This is a genomic window from Streptomyces sp. NPDC046303, from assembly GCF_055588085.1.
In genome coordinates this window covers 80,107-99,527 of sequence record NZ_JBVJFA010000011.1, presented here as the reverse complement: position 1 = coordinate 99,527, position 19,421 = coordinate 80,107, and the positions used below count along the sequence as shown (strand labels likewise).

The window sequence follows — 19,421 nt, the reverse complement described above, 5'->3', positions numbered from 1 at the left end:
GCACGAGGGCCCGCCTCCGCCGCTCACGCGACCGGAGGCGGGCCCTCGTCGTGCGCCTACTGCCGGGGAAGCGGCTTGCCCGTGGTCGCGTCGACCACCTTCCGGTCGCCCAGCGGCTTCTCGAGCGTCACCGTGACGGACATCTCCTGCGCGAGCATGATGCAGGCCTGGCCCGGCTGGTTCGGCGTGTCCGTGATCTTCACCAGGACCGCGTCGGCGGACTCCCGGGCCGACGCGGAGTAGCTGCTGCAGACGCTGCCCCAGAAGTTCACGGTCAGCTTCCGGTCGGCCTGCGCGTACGAGAATCCGGGCACGGTACGGCCGTCCGTCGGGCCGGGCGCCGGCGTGCCGGGGTCCTGCGCGGCGGCGGCCGGCTCGGCCACCGTGCGGCCGGGGGCGCCGCTCTTGCCCGCCACCTCGAACAGCCAGGCCGGAACCAGACCCCGCGCCCCGTCCACCGTCCCGGACACCAGGCCCAGCACGGCGCCCTTGACCGTCTCCGTACGCGGCGGCTTCATCGGCCGCGGCTCCGGATTGCACGGCGGCGTGTCCGTGGTCCCCGCCGCCAGGTCCGGATCCAGCGGAACCGAGCTCGCGCAGCCGCTGGGCCCGGTGCCGCCCCCACCGCCCGACCGCGCGTTCAGCCGGGCCAGCGCCTCCACCGCCCCGACCACCTTCTGGTCGGCCGCCCGTACCGGGGCCGTCAGCTCGCCGCTGCCCGCCACCACCGAGCCGTCGTCCCCCACGCTCACGGTCGTCGACCAGCCCTGCGTGGGCAGCCCGCCGACCACCGGGTCCGCGGTCACCACCCGAACGGAGCCGTGCGTCAGCCGGGCGTCGAGCTTCGCCCCCTCCTGGCCGACGGCCGCCAGCACCGGCCGGGCCGCCGCCTTGGCGGCCTCCTCGGAGACCGGCTTGCCGGAGCCCGCGCTCCCCGCGCTCCCCGCGTCCCGCGGGAGGGTGGCGGGGCCGCAGGTGTCCTTGCCGCGGACGCAGTCGTCGCCACCGCCGCCGCCGTTGCCCCCCGCCTGGAAGCGGCTGAAGTTCCAGGTCCCCGGGGCCGTACGGGCCACCGTGAGCCGCGGCCCGGACCCGTCGGCGGCCTCCCCGGCCAGCCAGACGTCCCCGCTCAGCCGCGGTGTGCCCGGCACGCCCAGGGCCGCGGCGAGGCGTGCCGCCTCCGCCGCGCCGACCTCACCCTTCGCGCTGTAGGAGGGCGCGGAGGCCGGAGCCTCCGGCAGTGCGACGTCGGCCCGGTAGACCACCGGCTCGCCGGACGGGTCGGGCTCACCGGGCGCGATGCCCGGCCCCGACGGGTCGCCCGCGTCGCGGGGCGCGGAGGCCGCGCTGCCCTCCGTACGGGGGCCCGCACCGTCTCCGTGGGCCGTGGACGCCCAGTACGCGGTACCGCCGCCCGTCAGCAGGACGGCAGCCGCGATCGAGCCGACGGCCCAGGACGGCCGCCGTCGTGTACCGCGTGATGTGCCGGGTTGTTCGCTGGTCACCGCATCGCTCCTTTACCTGTCCCGTCCTGCCTGATGCGGGTGGGACGGAACGGAGGCGCAACCGGTTCCCGTCCTACTGGTCCCCGTACGCCGCGGTGGAGGCGATCAGCCGCGCCGAAGCCGGCGGGACGCTGATCCCGTGGATCTGCGAGGGTGCCACGCGGACCGGCCGGGGACCCGCGGGAACCGCCCAGTGCGGGGCCATCCGGGCGCAGTCGCCCAGCAACCGGGCGAAGCCGGTCTGCCGCGAGCCTTCCGCGCCACGCCTGTCGCCGGTGTACTCGCCGTAGCCGAAGTCGTCCGTATACGTCATGCAGGCACCGTAGGCACCGCGCCGTACGGGAAGAAAGGCTTACTACGGGGTAGTTTCGGCCGTTCGGCTCCGGGCCGCCGACCGGGTAGTTTTGACTGTCCCCCTTGCCGTCCTCCGCAGGAGCATCCACGCCGTGCGCATCGCAGTCACCGGCTCCATCGCCACCGACCACCTCATGACCTTCCCCGGCCGTTTCGCCGACCAGCTGGTCGCGGACCAGCTGCACACGGTCTCCCTCTCCTTCCTCGTCGACAACCTCGACGTCCGGCGGGGCGGTGTCGGCCCGAACATCTGCTTCGGCATGGGTCAGCTCGGCACCCGCCCGATCCTGGTCGGCGCCGCCGGCTACGACTTCGACGAGTACCGCGCCTGGCTCGACCGCCACGGCGTCGACACCGAGTCCGTCCGGATCTCCGAGGTGCTGCACACCGCGCGCTTCGTCTGCACCACCGACGCCGACCACAACCAGATCGGCTCCTTCTACACGGGCGCGATGAGCGAGGCCCGCCTGATCGAGCTGAAGTCCGTCGCCGACCGCGTGGGCGGCCTGGACCTGGTCCTGATCGGCGCGGACGACCCCGAGGCGATGCTGCGCCACACGGAGGAGTGCCGGACGCGGGGGATCCCCTTCGCCGCCGACTTCTCGCAGCAGATCGCCCGGATGGACGGCGAGAACATCCGCACCCTGATGGAGGGTGCGACGTACCTCTTCTCCAACGAGTACGAGAAGGGCCTCATCGAGTCCAAGTCGGGCTGGTCGGACGCGGAGATCCTGGCGAAGGTCGGCACGCGCGTGACCACGCTCGGCTCCAACGGCGTCCGCATCGAGCGGGCCGGCGAGGCCCCCCTCGTGATCGGCTGCCCGGAGGAGAACGCGAAGGTCGACCCGACGGGTGTCGGCGACGCGTTCCGCGCCGGGTTCCTCACCGGACTGAGCTGGGGCGTCGGCCTCGAGCGCGCCGCGCAGCTCGGCTGCATGCTGGCCACCCTCGTGATCGAGACCCTGGGCACGCAGGAGTACACCCTCGCCCGGGCCCACTTCATGGAGCGCTTCACGAAGGCGTACGGCGACGAGGCCGCGGCCGAGGTCCAGTCCCACCTGGCCTAGCCCGACCGGGTCCGGGGCCGGTTCCGGGGTACGTCCCGGACCCGGCCCCGGTGCGCCGGCGGAGCCCGTGGTCCGTCAGGTGAGGCGCCGCACCGTGTACGCGACCCCCACGGGCCGCTCGGCTTCGCCCAGGTACGCGTGCCCCCGCATCCCGCACCACGCCGGGATGTCCAGCCGGGCCACCTCGTCGTCGGAGACGACCGTGACCGTGCCGCCCACCGGGACCCGGCCGATGGCGGCGGCGAGCTCGATCACCGGCTGCGGACACCGCAGCCCCAGCGCGTCCAGCTCCAGGGACTCCGACTCCGCGACCGGCGGCACCGCTTCGGCGACGCCCAGCCGCTCCCGCACCCCGGACACCGCCCCCGGCAGCACCTCCAGGAACCCGTTGACCTCCTCCGCCGTGGTCCCCGTCGGCAGGGACACCCGTACGTTGCCCTCCGACAGGACCCCCATCGCCCGCAGCACGTGACTGGGAGTCAGCGTCGAGCTCGTGCACGAGGAGCCCGAGGACACCGAGTACCCGGCCCGGTCCAGCTCGTGCAGCAGGATCTCGCCGTCCACGTACAGGCAGGAGAACGTGACGAGGTGCGGCAGCCGGCGGTCCGGATGGCCGACCACCTCCACGTCCGGGACCAGCCGGACCACCCGCCGCCGGATCCGGTCGACCAGGATCCGCAGCCGGTCCGCCTCCGCCTCGGCCTCGGCCCGTACGGCCCGCAAGGACGCGGCCGCCGCCACGATCGCGGGAAGGTTCCCGAAGCCGGGGGAGCGGCCCGACTCCCTCTCGTCCGCCGGGTGTTGGGGGGAGAAGCGGACTCCCTTGCGGACGGCGAGCAGCCCCACCCCGGGCGGGCCGCCCCACTTGTGCGCGCTGGCGGCCAGCACGGACCAGGCGCCCTCCACCGGCCCCCAGGCCAGCGACTGCGCCGCGTCCACCAGCAGCGGTACCCCCGCCTCCGCGCAGACCCCGGCCACCTCCGCCACCGGCTGGACCGTGCCCACCTCGTGGTTGGCGGACTGGAGGCAGGCCAGCGCGGTCGACGGGCCCACGGCGTCCGCGTACCCGGCGGCGGTCACCGCGCCGTACCGGTCCACCGGGACCTCGGTGACGGTGCCTCCGGCGGCCTCGTGCACCTGTGCCGCGTGGAGTACAGAACTGTGTTCGACCGCCGACAGGACCAGCCGGTTCCCGACGCGCCGGCGCCCCGCGAGGACCCCCGCGACCCCCGTGTGAACCGCGTGCGTCCCCGAAGGAGTGAACACCAGCTCGTCGGCCCGGCATCCCACCGCCTCCGCCGCCGCCTCCCGGGCCGCGTCCAGCAGCAGGCGCGCCCGCCTGCCCTCCCGGTACAGGCGGGCCGGATCGGCCCAGCCCTCGTCCAGGGAGGCCTGCAACGCCTGCCGGGCCACGGGGTGCAGAGGGGCGGCGGACGCGGTGTCGAAGTACGGCATACGCGCACGCTAACCGGCTACCGGCAGCGCCCGAGGTCAGGGGCCGTCAGAAGTCTTCCGGAGGCCCCCATTCAGGGCCGCTCGCAGCATCCCCCGGACGGCGGATCCATCCCTTCGGGGGCAGTAGCGGCGCGTTGGGCACCCTCCCCGCGCGACCCCAAATAGCGTCCAGTAGGGTTTGGTCCGCATAAACATCCAAACCCCTGCCTGCGTCAGGGCCGGCGACCGACCCGAACACGGCCGCGGCCGGCCGCGCGGGCCGAGACTCTCGGGAAGGCGCTACGTGAGTCCCTACGGCTCCGACCGCTCGCCGCGGCGCCCGATGCGGCGGAAGCTGCTGCAGGCGCTGACTGCGGGCGCGGTCCTGGCGACCGCCACTGGTTGCTCGTATAACTGGAAAAGCTTCCCCCGCCTCGGAATGCCGACGCCGGTCACCGAGGAGGCGCCGCGCATCCTCTCCCTGTGGCAGGGCTCCTGGGCGGCCGCGCTCATCACGGGCATCCTGGTGTGGGGCCTGATCATGTGGAGCGTCATCTTCCACCGGCGCAGCCGGACGAAGGTGGAGGTCCCCCCGCAGACCCGGTACAACATGCCCATCGAGGCGCTGTACACCGTGGTCCCGCTCATCATCGTCTCGGTGCTCTTCTACTTCACCGCGCGTGACGAGTCGAAGCTGCTCGCCCTCTCCGCCAAGCCGGCGCACACGATCAACGTGGTCGGCTACCAGTGGAGCTGGGGCTTCAACTACATCGAGGACGTCGACGGCGACGCGGCGACCCCGAAGGCGGGCGAGGTCCCCAAGGAGCTCGCCTCCATCCCGGACCGCTTCACCAAGGACTTCCCCGCGGGCGCCGAAGGCGTCTACACCAAGGGCGTCCCGAGCGACGTGAACCCGGACCGCGCGGCAGAGGGCGTCACGTGGCCCGGCCCGACCCTCTACCTGCCCAAGGGTGAGAAGGTCCGCTTCATCCTGTCGTCGAACGACGTCATCCACTCCTTCTGGGTGGTGCCCTTCCTGTTCAAGCAGGACGTCATCCCGGGCCACACCAACGTCTTCGAGGTCACCCCGACCGAGAACGGCACCTTCAAGGGCAAGTGCGCCGAGCTCTGCGGCGTCGACCACTCCCGGATGCTGTTCAACGTCAAGGTGGTCTCGCCCGAGGAGTACCGGGCGCACCTGAAGGAACTGGCGGAGAAGGGCCAGACCGGCTACCTCCCGGCCGGCATCAAGCAGACCGACCCGGCCCGGAATGCGGAGACGAACACACTGTGAGCATCCTCAACGAATCCCAGGGTGCCGCCGCAGCTGACTCGTACGAGAACGAGCTGCCGGTACGGCGCAAGCAGCCGGGCAACGTGGTCGTGAAGTGGCTCACCACCACCGACCACAAGACCATCGGCACGATGTACCTGGTCACCTCGTTCGTGTTCTTCCTCATCGGCGGCCTCCTGGCGCTCTTCATGCGCGCCGAGCTGGCCCGTCCGGGTACGCAGATCATGTCGAACGAGCAGTTCAACCAGGCGTTCACGATGCACGGCACGATCATGCTGCTGATGTTCGCGACGCCGCTGTTCGCCGGATTCGCGAACTGGATCATGCCGCTGCAGATCGGCGCGCCCGACGTGGCGTTCCCGCGGCTGAACATGTTCGCGTACTGGCTGTACCTCTTCGGCTCGACCATCGCGGTGGCCGGCTTCGTCACCCCGCAGGGTGCCGCCGACTTCGGCTGGTTCGCCTACTCCCCGCTGTCGGACGCGGTCCGCTCGCCGGGCATCGGCGCCGACATGTGGATCATGGGTCTGGCCTTCTCCGGCTTCGGTACGATCCTCGGCTCGGTCAACTTCATCACCACGATCATCTGCATGCGCGCTCCCGGCATGACGATGTTCCGCATGCCGATCTTCACCTGGAACGTGCTGCTGACCGGTGTCCTGGTCCTGCTCGCCTTCCCGGTGCTGGCCGCCGCGCTCTTCGCGCTGGAGTCCGACCGCAAGTTCGGTTCGCACATCTTCGACGCCTCCAATGGCGGCGCCTTGCTGTGGCAGCACCTCTTCTGGTTCTTCGGACACCCAGAGGTGTACATCATCGCGCTGCCGTTCTTCGGCATCGTCTCCGAGATCATCCCGGTCTTCTCCCGCAAGCCGATGTTCGGTTACATCGGTCTGATCGCGGCGACGATCGCGATCGCCGGTCTCTCGGTGACCGTGTGGGCCCACCACATGTACGTCACCGGCGGTGTGCTGCTGCCCTTCTTCTCCTTCATGACCTTCCTGATCGCGGTACCGACCGGTGTGAAGTTCTTCAACTGGATCGGCACCATGTGGAAGGGATCGCTGTCCTTCGAGACTCCGATGCTGTGGACGATCGGCTTCCTGGTCACCTTCACCTTCGGTGGTCTGACCGGCGTCATCCTGGCCTCGCCCCCGATGGACTTCCACGTCTCCGACTCGTACTTCGTCGTCGCGCACTTCCACTACGTCGTCTTCGGCACCGTGGTCTTCGCGATGTTCGCGGGCTTCCACTTCTGGTGGCCGAAGTTCACGGGCAAGATGCTGGACGAGCGCCTCGGCAAGATCACCTTCTGGACGCTGTTCATCGGCTTCCACGGCACCTTCCTCGTGCAGCACTGGCTGGGTGCCGAGGGCATGCCGCGCCGGTACGCGGACTACCTCGCGGCCGACGGCTTCACCCTGCTGAACACCATCTCCACGATCAGCTCGTTCGTGCTCGGCCTGTCGATGCTCCCCTTCATGTACAACGTCTGGAAGACGGCGAAGTACGGCAAGAAGATCGAGGTCGACGACCCGTGGGGCTACGGCCGTTCACTCGAGTGGGCCACCTCCTGCCCGCCGCCGCGGCACAACTTCCTCACCCTGCCGCGGATCCGTTCCGAATCCCCGGCGTTCGACCTGCACCACCCGGAGATCGCGGCCCTCGACCACCTCGAGGACCACACCGCCGGTGGCACCAAGGCGCTCACCGGTGACAAGGAGGCCGGCAAGTGAAGATCCAGGGCAAGATGTTCCTCTGGCTCTCCTTCTTCATCCTGATCATGGCCGTCGTGTACGGCGTGTGGTCGAAGGAGCCCGTAGGCACCACCGCGCTCTTCCTGGCCTTCGGCCTGAGCGTCATGATCGGCTACTACCTGGCCTTCACGGCCAAGCGCGTCGACGAGATGGCCCAGGACAACCTGGAGGCCGACGTCGCCGACGAGGCGGGCGAGCTGGGGTTCTTCGCCCCGCACAGCTGGCAGCCGCTCTCGCTGGGCATCGGTGGCGCGCTCGCGTTCATGGGCGTCATCTTCGGCTGGTGGCTCATGTACTTCTCGGCCCCGATCATCCTGATCGGCCTGTGGGGCTGGGTGTACGAGTACTACCGCGGTGAGAACCAGAACCAGTAGCAAGACCCGTAGCACTCGGTGAACCTGGGGCCCGGACACCTCTTCGGAGGGGTCCGGGCCCCTCGTTTGCAGTCACTCCACGCGCCGTAATTGTCATATCTTCATAGCGTTGGCTCCATGAAGCACTCACCGCGTCTTTGGACGGTACTCAGCTGCTCCCTGCTGGTCGCGTCCCTCGGGGCCGGCGCCACCGCATGCGGGTCCGGCGACAACCCGCTGTCAGCCCGCCCGTACGACGCGGGCGAGCAAGTCGCCTTCAACCAGGCCGCCGGCGGGCGCCCCGTCGACCCCAACAAGCCCCTCGAAGTCACCACGAAGGGGGGTGAGGCCCGCATCACCGACGTCACCGTGGTGGACACCCACGGACGCCGGCTGGCGGGCGAACTGTCCGCCAAGGGCGACCGCTGGCACAACACGGCGTCCATGGCGGCGGGCGTCCGCTACACGGTCACCGTCAGCACCGAGAACGGCGAGGGCGCCCCCGGCCAGCGCACGATGTCCTTCGAGACCACCCCGGCCAAAGGTGTCCTGAAGGTGGAATTCGGGCCCGAGGAAGGCAAATACGGCGTCGGACAGCCCCTCACGGCCGACCTCAGCGAACCCGTCAAGGACAAGGCCGCCCGCGCCGTCGTCGAACGGGGCCTCGTGGTCACCGCCCCCGCCGGTGTCGAGGGCGCCTGGCACTGGGTCGACGACAAGAGGCTCCACTACCGCCCCAAGGAGTACTGGCCGGCCAACACGGAGGTCTCCGTACGGAGCAACCTGGAGGGCGTCCTGATCCAGGACGCCCTCTACGGGGCCGCGGCCAAGCCGCTGAAACTGGAGATCGGCGACCGCGTCGAGGTCACCACCGACGCCGCCTCGCACTACCTCACGTTCAAGCGCAACGGAGAAGTGATCAACACCATTCCGGTGACCACCGGAAAGCCCGGCTTCTCCACCCGCAACGGCGTCAAGGTGGTGCTCGGCAAGCAGTACTACGTCCAGATGCGCGGGGACACCGTCGGCATCGGCGGCAGCGAGTACTACAACCTGCCCGTCTACTACGCCACTCGCGTCACCTGGAGTGGTGAATACGTCCACGCCGCGCCGTGGTCCGTCGGCTCGCACGGTTATGCGAACGTCAGCCACGGATGCACCGGCATGAGCACCGGCAACGCCGCCTGGTTCTACGAGAACATCACCGAAGGCGACATCGTCCAGGTGATCAACAGCATCGGCGACGACATGGACATCTTCGGAAACGGCTTCGGCGACTGGAACATGGACTGGAAGGACTGGCGCCAGGGCAGCGCCCTCCTCAAGGGCACCCAGGAAGGCCGCAGCCCCGTCGACCAGGCCCGTCTGCGCCCCACCGTCTGACCCCCGGCCCCTCCGCGGGGGCCCACGGCACCCCGTGGGCCCGCGGACGGCCCGTCAGGCGGCCGAGGAGGACAGGCGGGAGCGCAGCAGGGCCGCCAAGGCGTCCGCGAACTCCACCGGGTCCACCGGAAGGGTCACCGCGGCGTCCGCGCGGCTCCACGTGGCCAGCCAGGCGTCCTGGGGGCGTCCCATGAGCAACAGCACGGGCGGGCACCGGAAGATCTCGTCCTTGATCTGCCGGCACACGCCCATGCCCCCGGCCGGAACCGCTTCGCCGTCCAGCACGCACACGTCGATGCCGCCCGCGTCCAGCTCGGTCAGGACCGCCGGCAGCGTCGCGCACTCCAGGAACTCCACCGGCGGCAGGTCCGCGGCCGGCCTGCGCCCTGCCGCCAGCCGCACCTGCTCCCGGGTGCCCGCGTCGTCGCTGTAGACCAGAACCCGCGCAGTCGCCCGCATTTCGTTCCTCCACGTGTCACGTGAATCACGTTGATGTTGCGCGGGATGCTACTCCTCCCGCCGCGCTGTCAACATCCGTTCGGACACCCTCGCACGAGACGCTCATTGGCTCATCTGATGGGCCGTTCGGGCCTTGCACACGCCCCGGACACTCCGAACGGCACCCCCCGGGGTGAGGGCGGGATAAGCGACCGACATAATGTCGGTCGTGGCGACAGCAACGACAGTAGATACCGGGCACGCGCACCCGACGGTCAACCGGCCGAACCTCGTCAGCGTCGGAACCATCATCTGGTTGAGTTCCGAGCTGATGTTCTTCGCGGCCCTCTTCGCGATGTACTTCACCCTGCGATCAGTGACAGGCCCCGAGTACTGGACAGAGCAGGCTTCGGCCTTGAACCTGCCCTTCTCGGCGACGAACACGACGATCCTGGTGCTTTCCTCGCTCACCTGCCAGCTCGGCGTATTCGCCGCCGAGCGCGGTGACGTGAAGAAGCTCCGGACGTGGTTCATCATCACGTTCGTCATGGGTGCGATCTTCATTGGCGGCCAGGTGTTCGAGTACACCGAGCTGGTCAAGCACGAGGGCATGAGCCTCTCGTCCGGTCCGTACGGCTCGGTCTTCTACCTGACCACCGGGTTCCACGGTCTGCACGTGACGGGCGGTCTCATCGCCTTCCTGCTGGTCCTCGGCCGGACGTACGCGGCCAAGAGGTTCACCCACGAACAGGCCACGTCGGCCATCGTCGTGTCCTACTACTGGCACTTCGTCGATGTCGTCTGGATCGGCCTCTTCGCGACGATCTACCTGATCAAGTAGCGAACACGTCACCGGGCCCGACCCGGCACTCCATCCAGACACACCGACGCAGAAGATCCTGACACCGGGGTAATCCGTGAAAAAGCTCTCCGCACGACGACGCCATCCGCTGGCGGCGGTCGTCGTTCTACTCCTCGCGCTGGCGGCCACTGGGGGGCTGTACGCCGCCTTCGCGCCCGCGGGCAAGGCGCAGGCCGAAGAAACCGCCCAGTCCCTCGCCATCGAGGAGGGCAAGAAGCTCTACGCCGTGGGTTGCGCAAGCTGCCACGGAACCGGCGGTCAGGGTTCCTCTGACGGCCCGAGCCTGGTCGGCGTCGGCTCCGCGGCCGTCGACTTCCAGGTGAGCACGGGCCGCATGCCCGCCCAGCAGCCCGGCGCCCAGGTGCCGAAGAAGCCCGCCGTCTACTCGCAGGCGCAGATCGACCAGCTGGCGGCGTACATCGCCTCCCTCGGTGCCGGTCCGATCACGCCGACCGAGAAGCAGTACGACCCGGCAGGTGCCGACATCGCCAATGGTGGTGAGCTGTTCCGCAACAACTGCGCGCAGTGCCACAACTTCACCGGCGAGGGCGGCGCCCTGACGAACGGCAAGTACGCCCCCAACCTTGAGGACGTCTCGCCGAAGCACATCTACGAGGCCATGCTGACCGGCCCGCAGAACATGCCTTCCTTCCCGGACGGCACCATGCCGGAGAAGCAGAAGAAGGACATCATCGCGTACCTCGAGAACGTCAACGGCGAGAAGTCCACCAGCCCCGGTGGCCTCAAGCTCGGCGGCCTCGGTCCCGTTTCCGAGGGTCTGTTCGGCTGGATCTTCGGTCTGGGTGCGCTGATCGCTGTTGCCGTCTGGGTCGCGGCCCACACCGCTAAGGCCAAGAAGTCATGAGTCAAGACATTCCCGAAGAGAAGCACCTGCCGAGTGAGCAGGGCGACGCGCACCACGGTGCCGTAGCGGTTGCGGACGACCCGTTCGCCGACCCGGGCCTGCCGGTCCACAAGCCGCGCATCCAGGACATCGACGAGCGTGCGGCGAAGCGCTCCGAGCGCACCGTTGCGATGCTGTTCACGCTGTCGATGCTGGCCACGGTGGCCTTCATCGCCGCCTACGTGACCATCCCGGTCGACAAGATCGTGTACATCTTCCCGCTCGGGAAGGTCAGCGCGCTCAACTTCGCGCTGGGCATGACCCTCGGCACGGCGCTCTTCTGCATCGGCGCGGGCGCGGTCCACTGGGCCCGCACCCTGATGTCCGACGTCGAGGTCGCCGCCGAGCGCCACGAGATCGCGGCTCCGCCGGAGGTCAAGGCGCAGGTCATGCAGGACTTCCGCGACGGCGCGGAGGAGTCGGGCATCGCCCGCCGCCCGCTGATCCGCAACACGCTGCTGGGTGCGCTGGCCATGCTGCCGCTCTCCGCCGTCGTGATCATGCGCGACCTGGGCCCGCTGCCCGAGGACAAGCTGCGCAAGACCCTGTGGGCCAAGGGCAAGCTGCTCATCAACCAGAACACGATGGAGCCGCTGCGTCCCGAGGACGTCCTGGTCGGTTCGCTGACCTTCGCCATGCCGGAAGGCCTGGAGGAGGAGCAGCACGACTTCCAGGTCCAGATCGCCAAGGCCGCCCTGATGATCGTCCGGATCAAGCCGGAGGACATCAAGGACAAGCAGGAGCTGGAGTGGTCCCACGACGGGATCGTGGCCTACTCCAAGATCTGCACCCACGTCGGCTGCCCGATCAGCCTGTACGAGCAGCAGACGCACCACGTGCTCTGCCCGTGCCACCAGTCCACCTTCGACCTTTCCGACGGCGCCCGTGTCATCTTCGGCCCGGCTGGTCACGCGCTCCCGCAGCTGCGGATCGGTGTGAATGACGAAGGCTTCCTCGAAGCGCTCGGCGACTTCGAAGAGCCCGTCGGTCCTGCATTCTGGGAGCGCGGATGAGTACTGCGACTGACACCAAGACGGCGCGCAAAGCGCCCGCCGGCGAGCGCATGGCCGACTGGGCGGACGGCCGCCTGGGCATCTACGGCCTGGCCAAGGCCAACATGCGCAAGATCTTCCCGGACCACTGGTCCTTCATGCTGGGTGAGATCTGCCTCTACAGCTTCATCATCATCATCCTCACGGGTGTGTACCTGACGCTGTTCTTCCACCCGAGCATGAACGAGGTCGTGTACCACGGCTCGTACGTGCCCATGCAGGGCGTCATGATGTCCGAGGCCTTCGCCTCGACCCTGGACATCAGCTTCGACGTCCGCGGTGGTCTGCTCATCCGCCAGATCCACCACTGGGCCGCGCTGATCTTCGTCGCGGCGATGGTCGTGCACATGATGCGCGTCTTCTTCACCGGTGCGTTCCGCAAGCCGCGCGAGATCAACTGGATCTTCGGCTTCCTGCTGCTGGTCCTCGGCATGTTCACCGGTTTCACCGGTTACTCGCTGCCGGACGACCTGCTCTCGGGTACCGGTGTCCGCTTCATGCAGGGCGCCATCCTGTCCGTCCCGGTCGTCGGCACGTACCTGTCGATGTTCCTGTTCGGCGGGGAGTTCCCGGGCGGCGACTTCGTCGCGCGGTTCTACTCGGTGCACATCCTGCTGCTGCCCGGCATCATGATGGGCCTGCTGGTGGCCCACCTGATCCTGGTCTTCTACCACAAGCACACCCAGTTCCCCGGCCCCGGCAAGACGAACAACAACGTCGTCGGCATGCCGCTGCTGCCGGTCTACATGGCCAAGGCCGGAGGCTTCTTCTTCCTGGTCTTCGGTGTCATCGCGGCCGTCGCGGCGATCGCCTCGATCAACCCGATCTGGGCGCTCGGCCCGTACCGCCCGGACCACGTGTCCACCGGTGCGCAGCCCGACTGGTACATGGGTATGCCGGAAGGCCTGATCCGAGCCATGCCCGGCTGGGAGATCAACCTGTGGGGCCACACGCTCGTCCTGGGCGTGTTCATCCCGCTGATCCTCTTCCCGCTGGTCCTGGGCGCGATCGCCGTCTGGCCGTTCATCGAGTCCTGGGTCACCGGTGACAAGCGCGAGCACCACCTGCTGGACCGCCCACGCAACGTCCCGACCCGTACGGCCTTCGGTGTCGCCTGGATCGCGGAGTACATCGTGCTCCTCATCGGCGGCGGCAACGACATGTTCGCCCAGTACTTCCACCTGTCGATCAACTCGATCACCTGGTTCGTCCGGATCGGCTTCTTCGTCGTCCCGGTCCTCGCCTTCATCGTCACCAAGCGGATCTGCCTCGGCCTCCAGCGCCGGGACCGGGACAAGGTGCTGCACGGTCGCGAGACCGGCATCATCAAGCGCCTGCCGCACGGTGAGTTCGTCGAGGTCCACGAGCCGCTCTCGCAGGACAAGCTGCACACGCTCACCTCGTACGTCACCTACGAGCCGATCGAGATCGGCCCGACGGTCGACGAGAACGGCGTCGTGCGCAAGGTGAAGCTCGGCGAGAAGCTGCGCGCGAAGCTCAGCAAGGGCTTCTACGCCGAGGGCAACCAGATTCCGAAGCCCACGGTGGAGGAGTACAAGGAGATCCAGAGCGGCCACGGCCACCACTGATCCCGTTTGAGGGACTGGTTCCGGCCAGTCCCGGTGTCGCCACGGCGAGAGCCCCGTCCAGTGTCTGGACGGGGCTCTTTGCCGTCTCCGGGGCTGGATAGGCTGAAGGCCTTCCCATTCGGTGTGGGCCCCCACAACAGCGGGCGACGAGCAGCAGGAGCGGACCATGAACGTTGCGACCCCGGCAGGCGGCGACAGCGTGGCGGCCCGTGGCTGGCCGGGCGTACTCGACGCGCTGCTCACCGGACGGGACCTGAACGCGGAGGACACCGCCTGGGCCATGGACCGGATCATGCGCGGCGAGGCCACCGACGCCCAGATCGCCGGCTTCGCGGTCGCGCTGCGGGCCAAGGGGGAGACGGTCGCGGAGATCAACGGCCTGGTCCGGGCCATGTACGCGCACGCCAACCTCATCGAGGTGCCGGGCCGGACGGTGGACATCGTCGGCACGGGCGGCGACGGGGCCAAGACGGTGAACATCTCCACGATGTCGGCGATCGTCGTGGCCGGTACGGGCGCCAAGGTGGTCAAGCACGGCAACCGGGCCGCCTCCTCCGCGAGCGGCTCCTCGGACGTGCTGGAGAAGCTCGGCGTCAACCTGGACCTCACCCCGGCGCGGGTGGCGGAGGTCGTGGAGGAGGCCGGCATCACCTTCTGCTTCGCCGTGAAGTTCCACCCGGCGCTGCGGCACGTGGCCGCGGCCCGCAAGGAACTGGGCATCCGCACCACCTTCAACTTCCTCGGCCCGCTCACCAACCCGGCCCAGGTCCGCGCCCAGGCCACTGGCGTCGCGGACCCCCGGGTGGCCCCGATCGTGGCCGGCGTCCTCGCCGACCGCGGCTCCTCGGCGCTCGTCTTCCGCGGCGACGACGGCCTGGACGAGCTGACCACCACCGCCACCTCGCGGGTGTGGTGGGTCCGCGACGGCGAGGTGGCCGAGCAGCCCTTCGACCCCCGTGACGTGGGCATCCCCCTGGTCGACGTGTCGCAGCTGCGCGGCGCGGACGCCTCGTACAACGCCGACATCGCCCGCCGCCTGCTCGCCGGCGAGACGGGCCCGGTCCGGGACGCGGTGCTGCTGAACTCGGCGGCGGCCCTGGTGGCGCTGGACCCGGGCACGGGCAGCCTGGAGGAGCAGATCGCGGCCGGGATCGCCCGTGCGGCGGAGTCCGTCGACTCGGGCGCGGCCCGGGCGGCACTGGAGCGGTGGGTGGCGGCCAGCAACGCCTGACCCCGCGCTTTTCGGTCAAGGCCCCGGTCCGGATGCTGGACCGGGGCCTTGCGCGTGCGGGATCTTGTGGCAGGATGCTGACCAGGTCACGAGTGACAGCGTTTAGGCCCCGGCTTGCTGTCCGGCAACCCTCCTTCCGTGGCGGGGTGCCCCGGGTGATGACCAGGTCGTAGGCAGCAAGGCCTACGGCAAGCGCGGATCCCTCGACACCAGGGGTCCTGGTCTCTCGAGGAGCGTTTTCCGTGAGCAAGCGAATGCGATAGGGCGACTCCGCCCCTTCTTCACCCCTCGGACAGGGTCGTTTCGGCGTACCCCCGTTCAGCTCCGAGGACTTCCCGTACCCCGCCGCACGGCGCCGCGCCGTGGCCGCGTACGGGCACACCGAAGCCATTCACCCCTGCCTGCCGGGAGATTCCGCCATGTCCGCATCCCTGACTGCCGTCGCCACCGCCACCGCCGCCGCCGTGACCACCGACACCGTCGACCTCGCCTGTGCCGGGCCGCTGCCGGTCCTCGGCCGGGACGTCACCGTCCCGCTCGTCACCGGCGGCGAGGTCGCCTACGCGGCCCTCGACTACGCGGCCAGCGCCCCCGCGCTCCAGCGGGTCTGGGACGACGTGGCCGCGTACGCCCCGTACTACGGCAGCGTCCACCGCGGCGCCGGCTACCTCTCGCAGCTCTCCACCGACCTCTTCGAGCAGAGCCGGGTCACGGTCGCCGAGTTCCTGGACTGCCGCCCCACCGATCAGGTGGTCTTCACCCGGTCCACCACCGACTCCCTGAACCTGCTCGCGGCCGTCCTCCCGGCCGGCTGCCAGGTCTTCGTCTTCGAGACCGAGCACCACGCCTCGCTGCTGCCGTGGACGGACGCGCAGGTCACCTACCTCAACGCGCCCCGCACCCCGGACGAGGCCGTCGCCACCCTGGAGCGGGCGCTCGCCGACCGCGACCCCTACGGCCCGGCCCTGGTCTGCGTCACCGGCGCCTCCAACGTCACCGGTGAGCTGTGGCCGGTCAAGGAGCTCGCCGCCGCCGCGCACGCCCACGGCGCGCGGATCGTCCTGGACGCCGCCCAGCTGGCCCCGCACCACCCCGTCTCGGTCCGGGACCTCGACGTGGACTGGGTCGCCTTCTCCGGCCACAAGCTCTACGCCCCCTTCGGCTCGGGCGTCCTCGCCGGCCGCGCGGACTGGCTCCAGGAGGCGGAGCCGTACCTGGCCGGCGGCGGTGCCTCCCGCACGGTCGCCCGCCGCGCGGACGGCGGCGTGGACGTCGAGTGGCACACCACCGCCGCCCGCCACGAGGCCGGCTCCCCGAACGTCATCGGCGTCTACGCGATCGCCTCCGCCTGCCGGGCCCTCCGGGAAGCCGGGTTCGAGAACCTGGTGGCCCGCGAGCAGCACCTCATCGCGAAGGTCCGCGAGGGCCTGGCCGACGTTCCGGCGGTCCGCGTCCTCTCGCTGTTCGGCGACGAAGCCCCGCGCGTCGGCGTCATCTCGTTCGTCGTGGACGGCTGGAACAGCTCCCACTTCGCGGCCGCGCTGTCCGCGGAGTACGGGATCGGCGTCCGCGACGGCCTGTTCTGCGCCCACCCGCTGGTCCGCACCCTGCTGGGCAGCGAGCCGCAGGCCCAGGGCGCATGCGGAGCCCCCGAGGCGGCCCCGGGCGCCCCCTCACTCAACGCGGTCCGCGTCAGCTTCGGCGCCGGCACCCCCGACGAGCACGTGGACCGCTTCGTCCGCGCGGTACGCGAACTCGTCGCGGACGGCGCGAAGTGGCAGTACCGCACCGAGGACGGCCGCTGCGTCCCGGCCGTCTGACAGTCTGCGGACCATGACCTACTGGGACCCGATACCGACCGTCCGCGCCGTGGCGGGCACGCACCTGCCCCACTGGGGGCCGGGCACCCGTCCGCCGGTGTCCGACTGGAGCAGGGGGTCGGCGAGCACGTGCGAGCCCGACCAGTGGAGCGAGCGCAACTGGCGCAACGTACCCGGTCCGTTCTACGGCGCCGGCACGGACACCTGCTGGACCGGCCACGACTGCGCGCCCGCGAACGTGATGTACGACGGCGAGCACAACCAGGAGTTCGTCTACCGGCAGCCCCGCGACGAGCAGGAGACCTACGCGGTCCTCTGCGCCGCGGAGTGCGACCCGATGTGCGGCTACGCGGGTGACGGGGACCTGCGCTGGACGCCCGAGCTGGTCCGGGACTGGTGGCGCGACCGGGGAGGGGTGCGGGAGTGGGCCGTGGCCCTGGACCGCCGCTGGTCGGCGTCGGAGAGCGTCTACGAGCGGGAGGCCTCGGCGGGGGCCCGCGCGTTCACCGCCCACATCGACCGCGGCCTCGAGGAATACCTGCGCGACTACCTCTTCTGGCTCTCGGAGGGCCGCCCCGCCCGGCCCGGCGAGCGCCTGCCGGAGCTGGCCGGCGTATGACCGATGGGCGGGACCGGTCTGTTGGGGTGGTGCCCCGCCCGTGTCCTCCCGGCCCAGGGGCGCTCGGCATGCGTGGGGAGCGGGGGCACTGCGGGGCGTCCCCGCAGGAGGAGCGCGCAACCGCCCTCCGCATCGAGCGGTGCCTCAGTGCGCGACGACGAGGAGACGCCCCGGAGGGACCCCGCGGACGGGCCGGCGGGCCGGTCCCGGGCAGGGGGCCAAACCCAGCCCCGCCGGCGTTTGAGGCGCGGGGTCCGGGGCGGAGCCCCGGGGGCCGGGCGGAGGCAGGGGAGGGCGGACGGAGCCCCGGCCGGGCGAAGGCAGGGCAGACGGCGGGGCCCAGCGCTAAGCGTCCAGGCCGATCGCGAACGCCGCCTCGAGGTCGTGCTGCGAGTACGTACGGAACGCCACGTGCGTGTCGGTCGCCTCGACGCCCGGGATCTTGCTGATGCGGCCCGGGATGATGTCCGCCAGGTTCTCGTGGCGGGCCACGCGGACCAGCGCGATCAGGTCGTACGTCCCCGTGACGGAGTAGACCTCGCTGACGCTGTCCAGCGCGGCGATGGACTCGGCGATCTCGGGGATGCGGTCCACGCTGGTCTTGATGAGCACGATCGCGGTGATCACGGCTGACTGTCTCCCTCGGTGGCCGTCGCTGGTCGCTCCACTCTAGTCGCAGGCCGATAGCGCGCCCACGCGTACAGGAAGCCGACGGAGAAGCCCACCAGATGGGCCAGATAGGCGACCCCGGGACCGCTGCCCGCACGGTGCGCCGCCACCCCTTGGAGGGCGAACCAGAACAGCAGCACGATCCACGCCGGGAACCGCAGCGGCAGGAAGAAGAGGAAGGGGAACAGGCTCGTCACCCTGGCCCGCGGGAGCAGGTAGAGGAAGGCGCCCAGCACGGCCGAGATGGCCCCGGACGCCCCGACCAGCGTCTGGGCGGACCCCGCGTTGGCCGCCGCGTACGCCGCCAGGGCCACGTACCCCGTACAGACGTAGAACACGAGGAACGCCGGCCGGCCCATCCGCTCCTCCGCCATCGCGCCGAAGACGTGGAGGAAGAGCATGTTGCCGAGCAGGTGCAGCCAGCTCCCGTGCACGAACAGCGCGGTCAGCGGCGTCAGCCAGGCCCGCGGGCGGCCCGTGAACAACTCGTCCGGGACCACTCCCCAGCGCCGGAAGTACTCCGTCCCGGCGGTCAGCAGCCCCTCGCCGGTCCCGTAGGCCGGGTTCAGACCCGAGGCCGGGCCCAGGACGAACACCAGGGCGCAGCCGGCGATCAGCGCATGGGTGACCACCGGTCCCCGGGCGGCCTCGCGAACGGCCTGCCACCTTACGATCATGTGACAGAGCATGACGCAACCCACCCCACCCGAGGCGGTGGCAGGCCGTAGGGTTACGAGCCGGCGTCCGCCCAATCGGCGCGGGCGGCTCAGCCGACGGCTTTAATTGAATCAGCTACGAAGGAGAGAGCGGCCTGATGACGGTTCCCCTGCCGACCGACACCACCCGGTGGCGCTGCACCCTGTGCGGCAACCTCACGCGCTTCGACGTCACCCGTTCGTCGAAGGTCGTGGAGTACGTCCACTTGGACCTCGCCGGGGAGCCCAAGGTCGAGGAGCGCGAGGTGGTCAATGAGACCATCGAGTCGGTCCGCTGCCGCTGGTGCAACGCGGTGGACCAGATCGAGCTCGTGGACAGGCCGGGCGCGGACTCCTGACGGAGCCCCGCCCACGGTAGATCGGTAGGGGTGACGGAC

At 70.1% G+C, this 19,421-nt stretch carries 19 protein-coding genes and 1 riboswitch; of the genes, 13 read left to right on the top strand and 6 right to left on the bottom strand.

The annotated features are described in order from the left end of the window. Positions 1–56 precede the first annotated feature (56 nt). Positions 57–1,505, bottom strand: coding sequence for a hypothetical protein (locus ACZ6I1_RS14280; protein WP_469286886.1), 1,449 nt, complete (start codon positions 1,503–1,505; stop codon positions 57–59). A gap of 73 nt (positions 1,506–1,578) precedes the next feature. Then, positions 1,579–1,818: a hypothetical protein gene (locus tag ACZ6I1_RS14275; RefSeq protein WP_469286884.1), complete on the bottom strand. Its 240-nt coding sequence runs from the start codon at positions 1,816–1,818 to the stop codon at positions 1,579–1,581. Positions 1,819–1,951: 133 nt separating this feature from the next. Between ACZ6I1_RS14275 and ACZ6I1_RS14270 the strand changes: the two genes are divergently transcribed. Then, entirely contained in the window at positions 1,952–2,926 is a 975-nt protein-coding gene (locus ACZ6I1_RS14270; RefSeq protein WP_469286883.1) for a carbohydrate kinase family protein, read from the top strand. Between the two features lie 75 nt (positions 2,927–3,001). Here ACZ6I1_RS14270 and ACZ6I1_RS14265 read toward each other — a convergent pair whose 3' ends face one another. Beyond that, positions 3,002–4,381, bottom strand: coding sequence for an aminotransferase class V-fold PLP-dependent enzyme (locus ACZ6I1_RS14265; RefSeq protein WP_469286881.1), 1,380 nt, complete (start codon positions 4,379–4,381; stop codon positions 3,002–3,004). Positions 4,382–4,664: 283 nt separating this feature from the next. Between ACZ6I1_RS14265 and ctaC the strand changes: the two genes are divergently transcribed. The 4 genes from ctaC to ACZ6I1_RS14245 all read left to right on the top strand — a co-directional run bounded on the left by ctaC (position 4,665) and on the right by ACZ6I1_RS14245 (position 9,144). Beyond that, positions 4,665–5,654, top strand: coding sequence for an aa3-type cytochrome oxidase subunit II (gene ctaC / locus ACZ6I1_RS14260; protein ID WP_469286879.1), 990 nt, complete (start codon positions 4,665–4,667; stop codon positions 5,652–5,654). Beyond that, complete coding sequence (gene ctaD / locus ACZ6I1_RS14255; RefSeq protein ID WP_469286876.1) at positions 5,651–7,387, top strand: aa3-type cytochrome oxidase subunit I; 1,737 nt, start codon at positions 5,651–5,653, stop codon at positions 7,385–7,387. The genes ctaC and ctaD overlap by 4 nt, the downstream gene beginning before the upstream one ends. Next, complete coding sequence (locus ACZ6I1_RS14250; RefSeq protein WP_469286874.1) at positions 7,384–7,782, top strand: cytochrome c oxidase subunit 4; 399 nt, start codon at positions 7,384–7,386, stop codon at positions 7,780–7,782. Before ctaD ends, ACZ6I1_RS14250 begins: the two co-directional genes overlap by 4 nt. 117 nt (positions 7,783–7,899) lie before the next feature. Further along, positions 7,900–9,144, top strand: coding sequence for a L,D-transpeptidase (locus tag ACZ6I1_RS14245; RefSeq protein WP_469286872.1), 1,245 nt, complete (start codon positions 7,900–7,902; stop codon positions 9,142–9,144). Positions 9,145–9,198: 54 nt separating this feature from the next. On the opposite strand, the gene ACZ6I1_RS14240 is transcribed toward ACZ6I1_RS14245, so the two are convergent. Next, a complete protein-coding gene (locus tag ACZ6I1_RS14240; RefSeq protein WP_215140598.1) occupies positions 9,199–9,603 on the bottom strand; it encodes a DNA-binding transcriptional response regulator in 405 nt (134 codons plus the stop codon). 199 nt (positions 9,604–9,802) lie between these two features. Between ACZ6I1_RS14240 and ctaE the strand changes: the two genes are divergently transcribed. The 7 genes from ctaE (at position 9,803) to ACZ6I1_RS14205 (ending at position 17,659) form a co-directional block, all read left to right on the top strand. Next, positions 9,803–10,423: an aa3-type cytochrome oxidase subunit III gene (gene ctaE / locus ACZ6I1_RS14235; protein WP_030036314.1), complete on the top strand. Its 621-nt coding sequence runs from the start codon at positions 9,803–9,805 to the stop codon at positions 10,421–10,423. 76 nt (positions 10,424–10,499) lie between these two features. After that, positions 10,500–11,309, top strand: coding sequence for a cytochrome bc1 complex diheme cytochrome c subunit (gene qcrC / locus ACZ6I1_RS14230; protein WP_469286870.1), 810 nt, complete (start codon positions 10,500–10,502; stop codon positions 11,307–11,309). Then, the gene (gene qcrA / locus ACZ6I1_RS14225; protein WP_469286868.1) at positions 11,306–12,361 is read left to right on the top strand and encodes a cytochrome bc1 complex Rieske iron-sulfur subunit; all 1,056 of its coding nucleotides are present in this window, start codon (positions 11,306–11,308) and stop codon (positions 12,359–12,361) included. The genes qcrC and qcrA overlap by 4 nt, the downstream gene beginning before the upstream one ends. Continuing rightward, positions 12,358–13,989 (top strand): cytochrome bc1 complex cytochrome b subunit, encoded by a 1,632-nt coding sequence (gene qcrB, locus ACZ6I1_RS14220; RefSeq protein ID WP_469286866.1) that lies wholly within the window; start codon positions 12,358–12,360, stop codon positions 13,987–13,989. The genes qcrA and qcrB overlap by 4 nt, the downstream gene beginning before the upstream one ends. A gap of 166 nt (positions 13,990–14,155) precedes the next feature. After that, a complete protein-coding gene (trpD, locus tag ACZ6I1_RS14215; protein WP_469286864.1) occupies positions 14,156–15,220 on the top strand; it encodes an anthranilate phosphoribosyltransferase in 1,065 nt (354 codons plus the stop codon). Between the two features lie 84 nt (positions 15,221–15,304). Continuing rightward, positions 15,305–15,421, top strand: a riboswitch (SAM riboswitch). A 218-nt stretch (positions 15,422–15,639) separates the two neighbouring features. Further along, a complete protein-coding gene (locus tag ACZ6I1_RS14210; protein WP_469286862.1) occupies positions 15,640–17,040 on the top strand; it encodes an aminotransferase class V-fold PLP-dependent enzyme in 1,401 nt (466 codons plus the stop codon). Positions 17,041–17,053: 13 nt separating this feature from the next. Continuing rightward, positions 17,054–17,659 (top strand): hypothetical protein, encoded by a 606-nt coding sequence (locus tag ACZ6I1_RS14205; protein WP_469286859.1) that lies wholly within the window; start codon positions 17,054–17,056, stop codon positions 17,657–17,659. Between the two features lie 345 nt (positions 17,660–18,004). Here the strand turns inward: ACZ6I1_RS14205 and ACZ6I1_RS14200 are convergent, their stop codons facing one another. Together ACZ6I1_RS14200 and ACZ6I1_RS14195 are read right to left on the bottom strand one after the other, a co-directional pair. Next, complete coding sequence (locus ACZ6I1_RS14200; protein WP_008738815.1) at positions 18,005–18,286, bottom strand: Lrp/AsnC family transcriptional regulator; 282 nt, start codon at positions 18,284–18,286, stop codon at positions 18,005–18,007. After that, positions 18,283–19,005, bottom strand: a complete 723-nt coding sequence (locus tag ACZ6I1_RS14195; protein ID WP_469286858.1) for a rhomboid family intramembrane serine protease — start codon at positions 19,003–19,005, stop codon at positions 18,283–18,285. The genes ACZ6I1_RS14200 and ACZ6I1_RS14195 overlap by 4 nt, the downstream gene beginning before the upstream one ends. Before the next feature lie 137 nt (positions 19,006–19,142). On the opposite strand from ACZ6I1_RS14195, the gene ACZ6I1_RS14190 reads away from it, so the two are divergent. Continuing rightward, on the top strand, positions 19,143–19,382 hold the full coding sequence (locus tag ACZ6I1_RS14190) for a hypothetical protein (RefSeq protein ID WP_008738811.1): 240 nt from the start codon (positions 19,143–19,145) through the stop codon (positions 19,380–19,382). Positions 19,383–19,421 lie beyond the last annotated feature (39 nt).

Excerpts from the sequence above, each read along its gene's own strand:
- ACZ6I1_RS14275 (WP_469286884.1), bottom strand. The coding sequence starts at position 1,818 with ATGACGTATACGGACGACTTCGGCTACGGCGAGTACACCGGCGACAGG.
- ACZ6I1_RS14265 (WP_469286881.1), bottom strand. The coding sequence starts at position 4,381 with ATGCCGTACTTCGACACCGCGTCCGCCGCCCCTCTGCACCCCGTGGCC.
- ACZ6I1_RS14245 (WP_469286872.1), top strand. The coding sequence starts at position 7,900 with ATGAAGCACTCACCGCGTCTTTGGACGGTACTCAGCTGCTCCCTGCTG.
- ACZ6I1_RS14240 (WP_215140598.1), bottom strand. The coding sequence starts at position 9,603 with ATGCGGGCGACTGCGCGGGTTCTGGTCTACAGCGACGACGCGGGCACC.
- ctaE (WP_030036314.1), top strand. The coding sequence starts at position 9,803 with ATGTCGGTCGTGGCGACAGCAACGACAGTAGATACCGGGCACGCGCAC.
- qcrA (WP_469286868.1), top strand. The coding sequence starts at position 11,306 with ATGAGTCAAGACATTCCCGAAGAGAAGCACCTGCCGAGTGAGCAGGGC.
- qcrB (WP_469286866.1), top strand. The coding sequence starts at position 12,358 with ATGAGTACTGCGACTGACACCAAGACGGCGCGCAAAGCGCCCGCCGGC.
- trpD (WP_469286864.1), top strand. The coding sequence starts at position 14,156 with ATGAACGTTGCGACCCCGGCAGGCGGCGACAGCGTGGCGGCCCGTGGC.
- ACZ6I1_RS14210 (WP_469286862.1), top strand. The coding sequence starts at position 15,640 with ATGTCCGCATCCCTGACTGCCGTCGCCACCGCCACCGCCGCCGCCGTG.
- ACZ6I1_RS14205 (WP_469286859.1), top strand. The coding sequence starts at position 17,054 with ATGACCTACTGGGACCCGATACCGACCGTCCGCGCCGTGGCGGGCACG.
- ACZ6I1_RS14195 (WP_469286858.1), bottom strand. The coding sequence starts at position 19,005 with ATGATCGTAAGGTGGCAGGCCGTTCGCGAGGCCGCCCGGGGACCGGTG.
- ACZ6I1_RS14190 (WP_008738811.1), top strand. The coding sequence starts at position 19,143 with ATGACGGTTCCCCTGCCGACCGACACCACCCGGTGGCGCTGCACCCTG.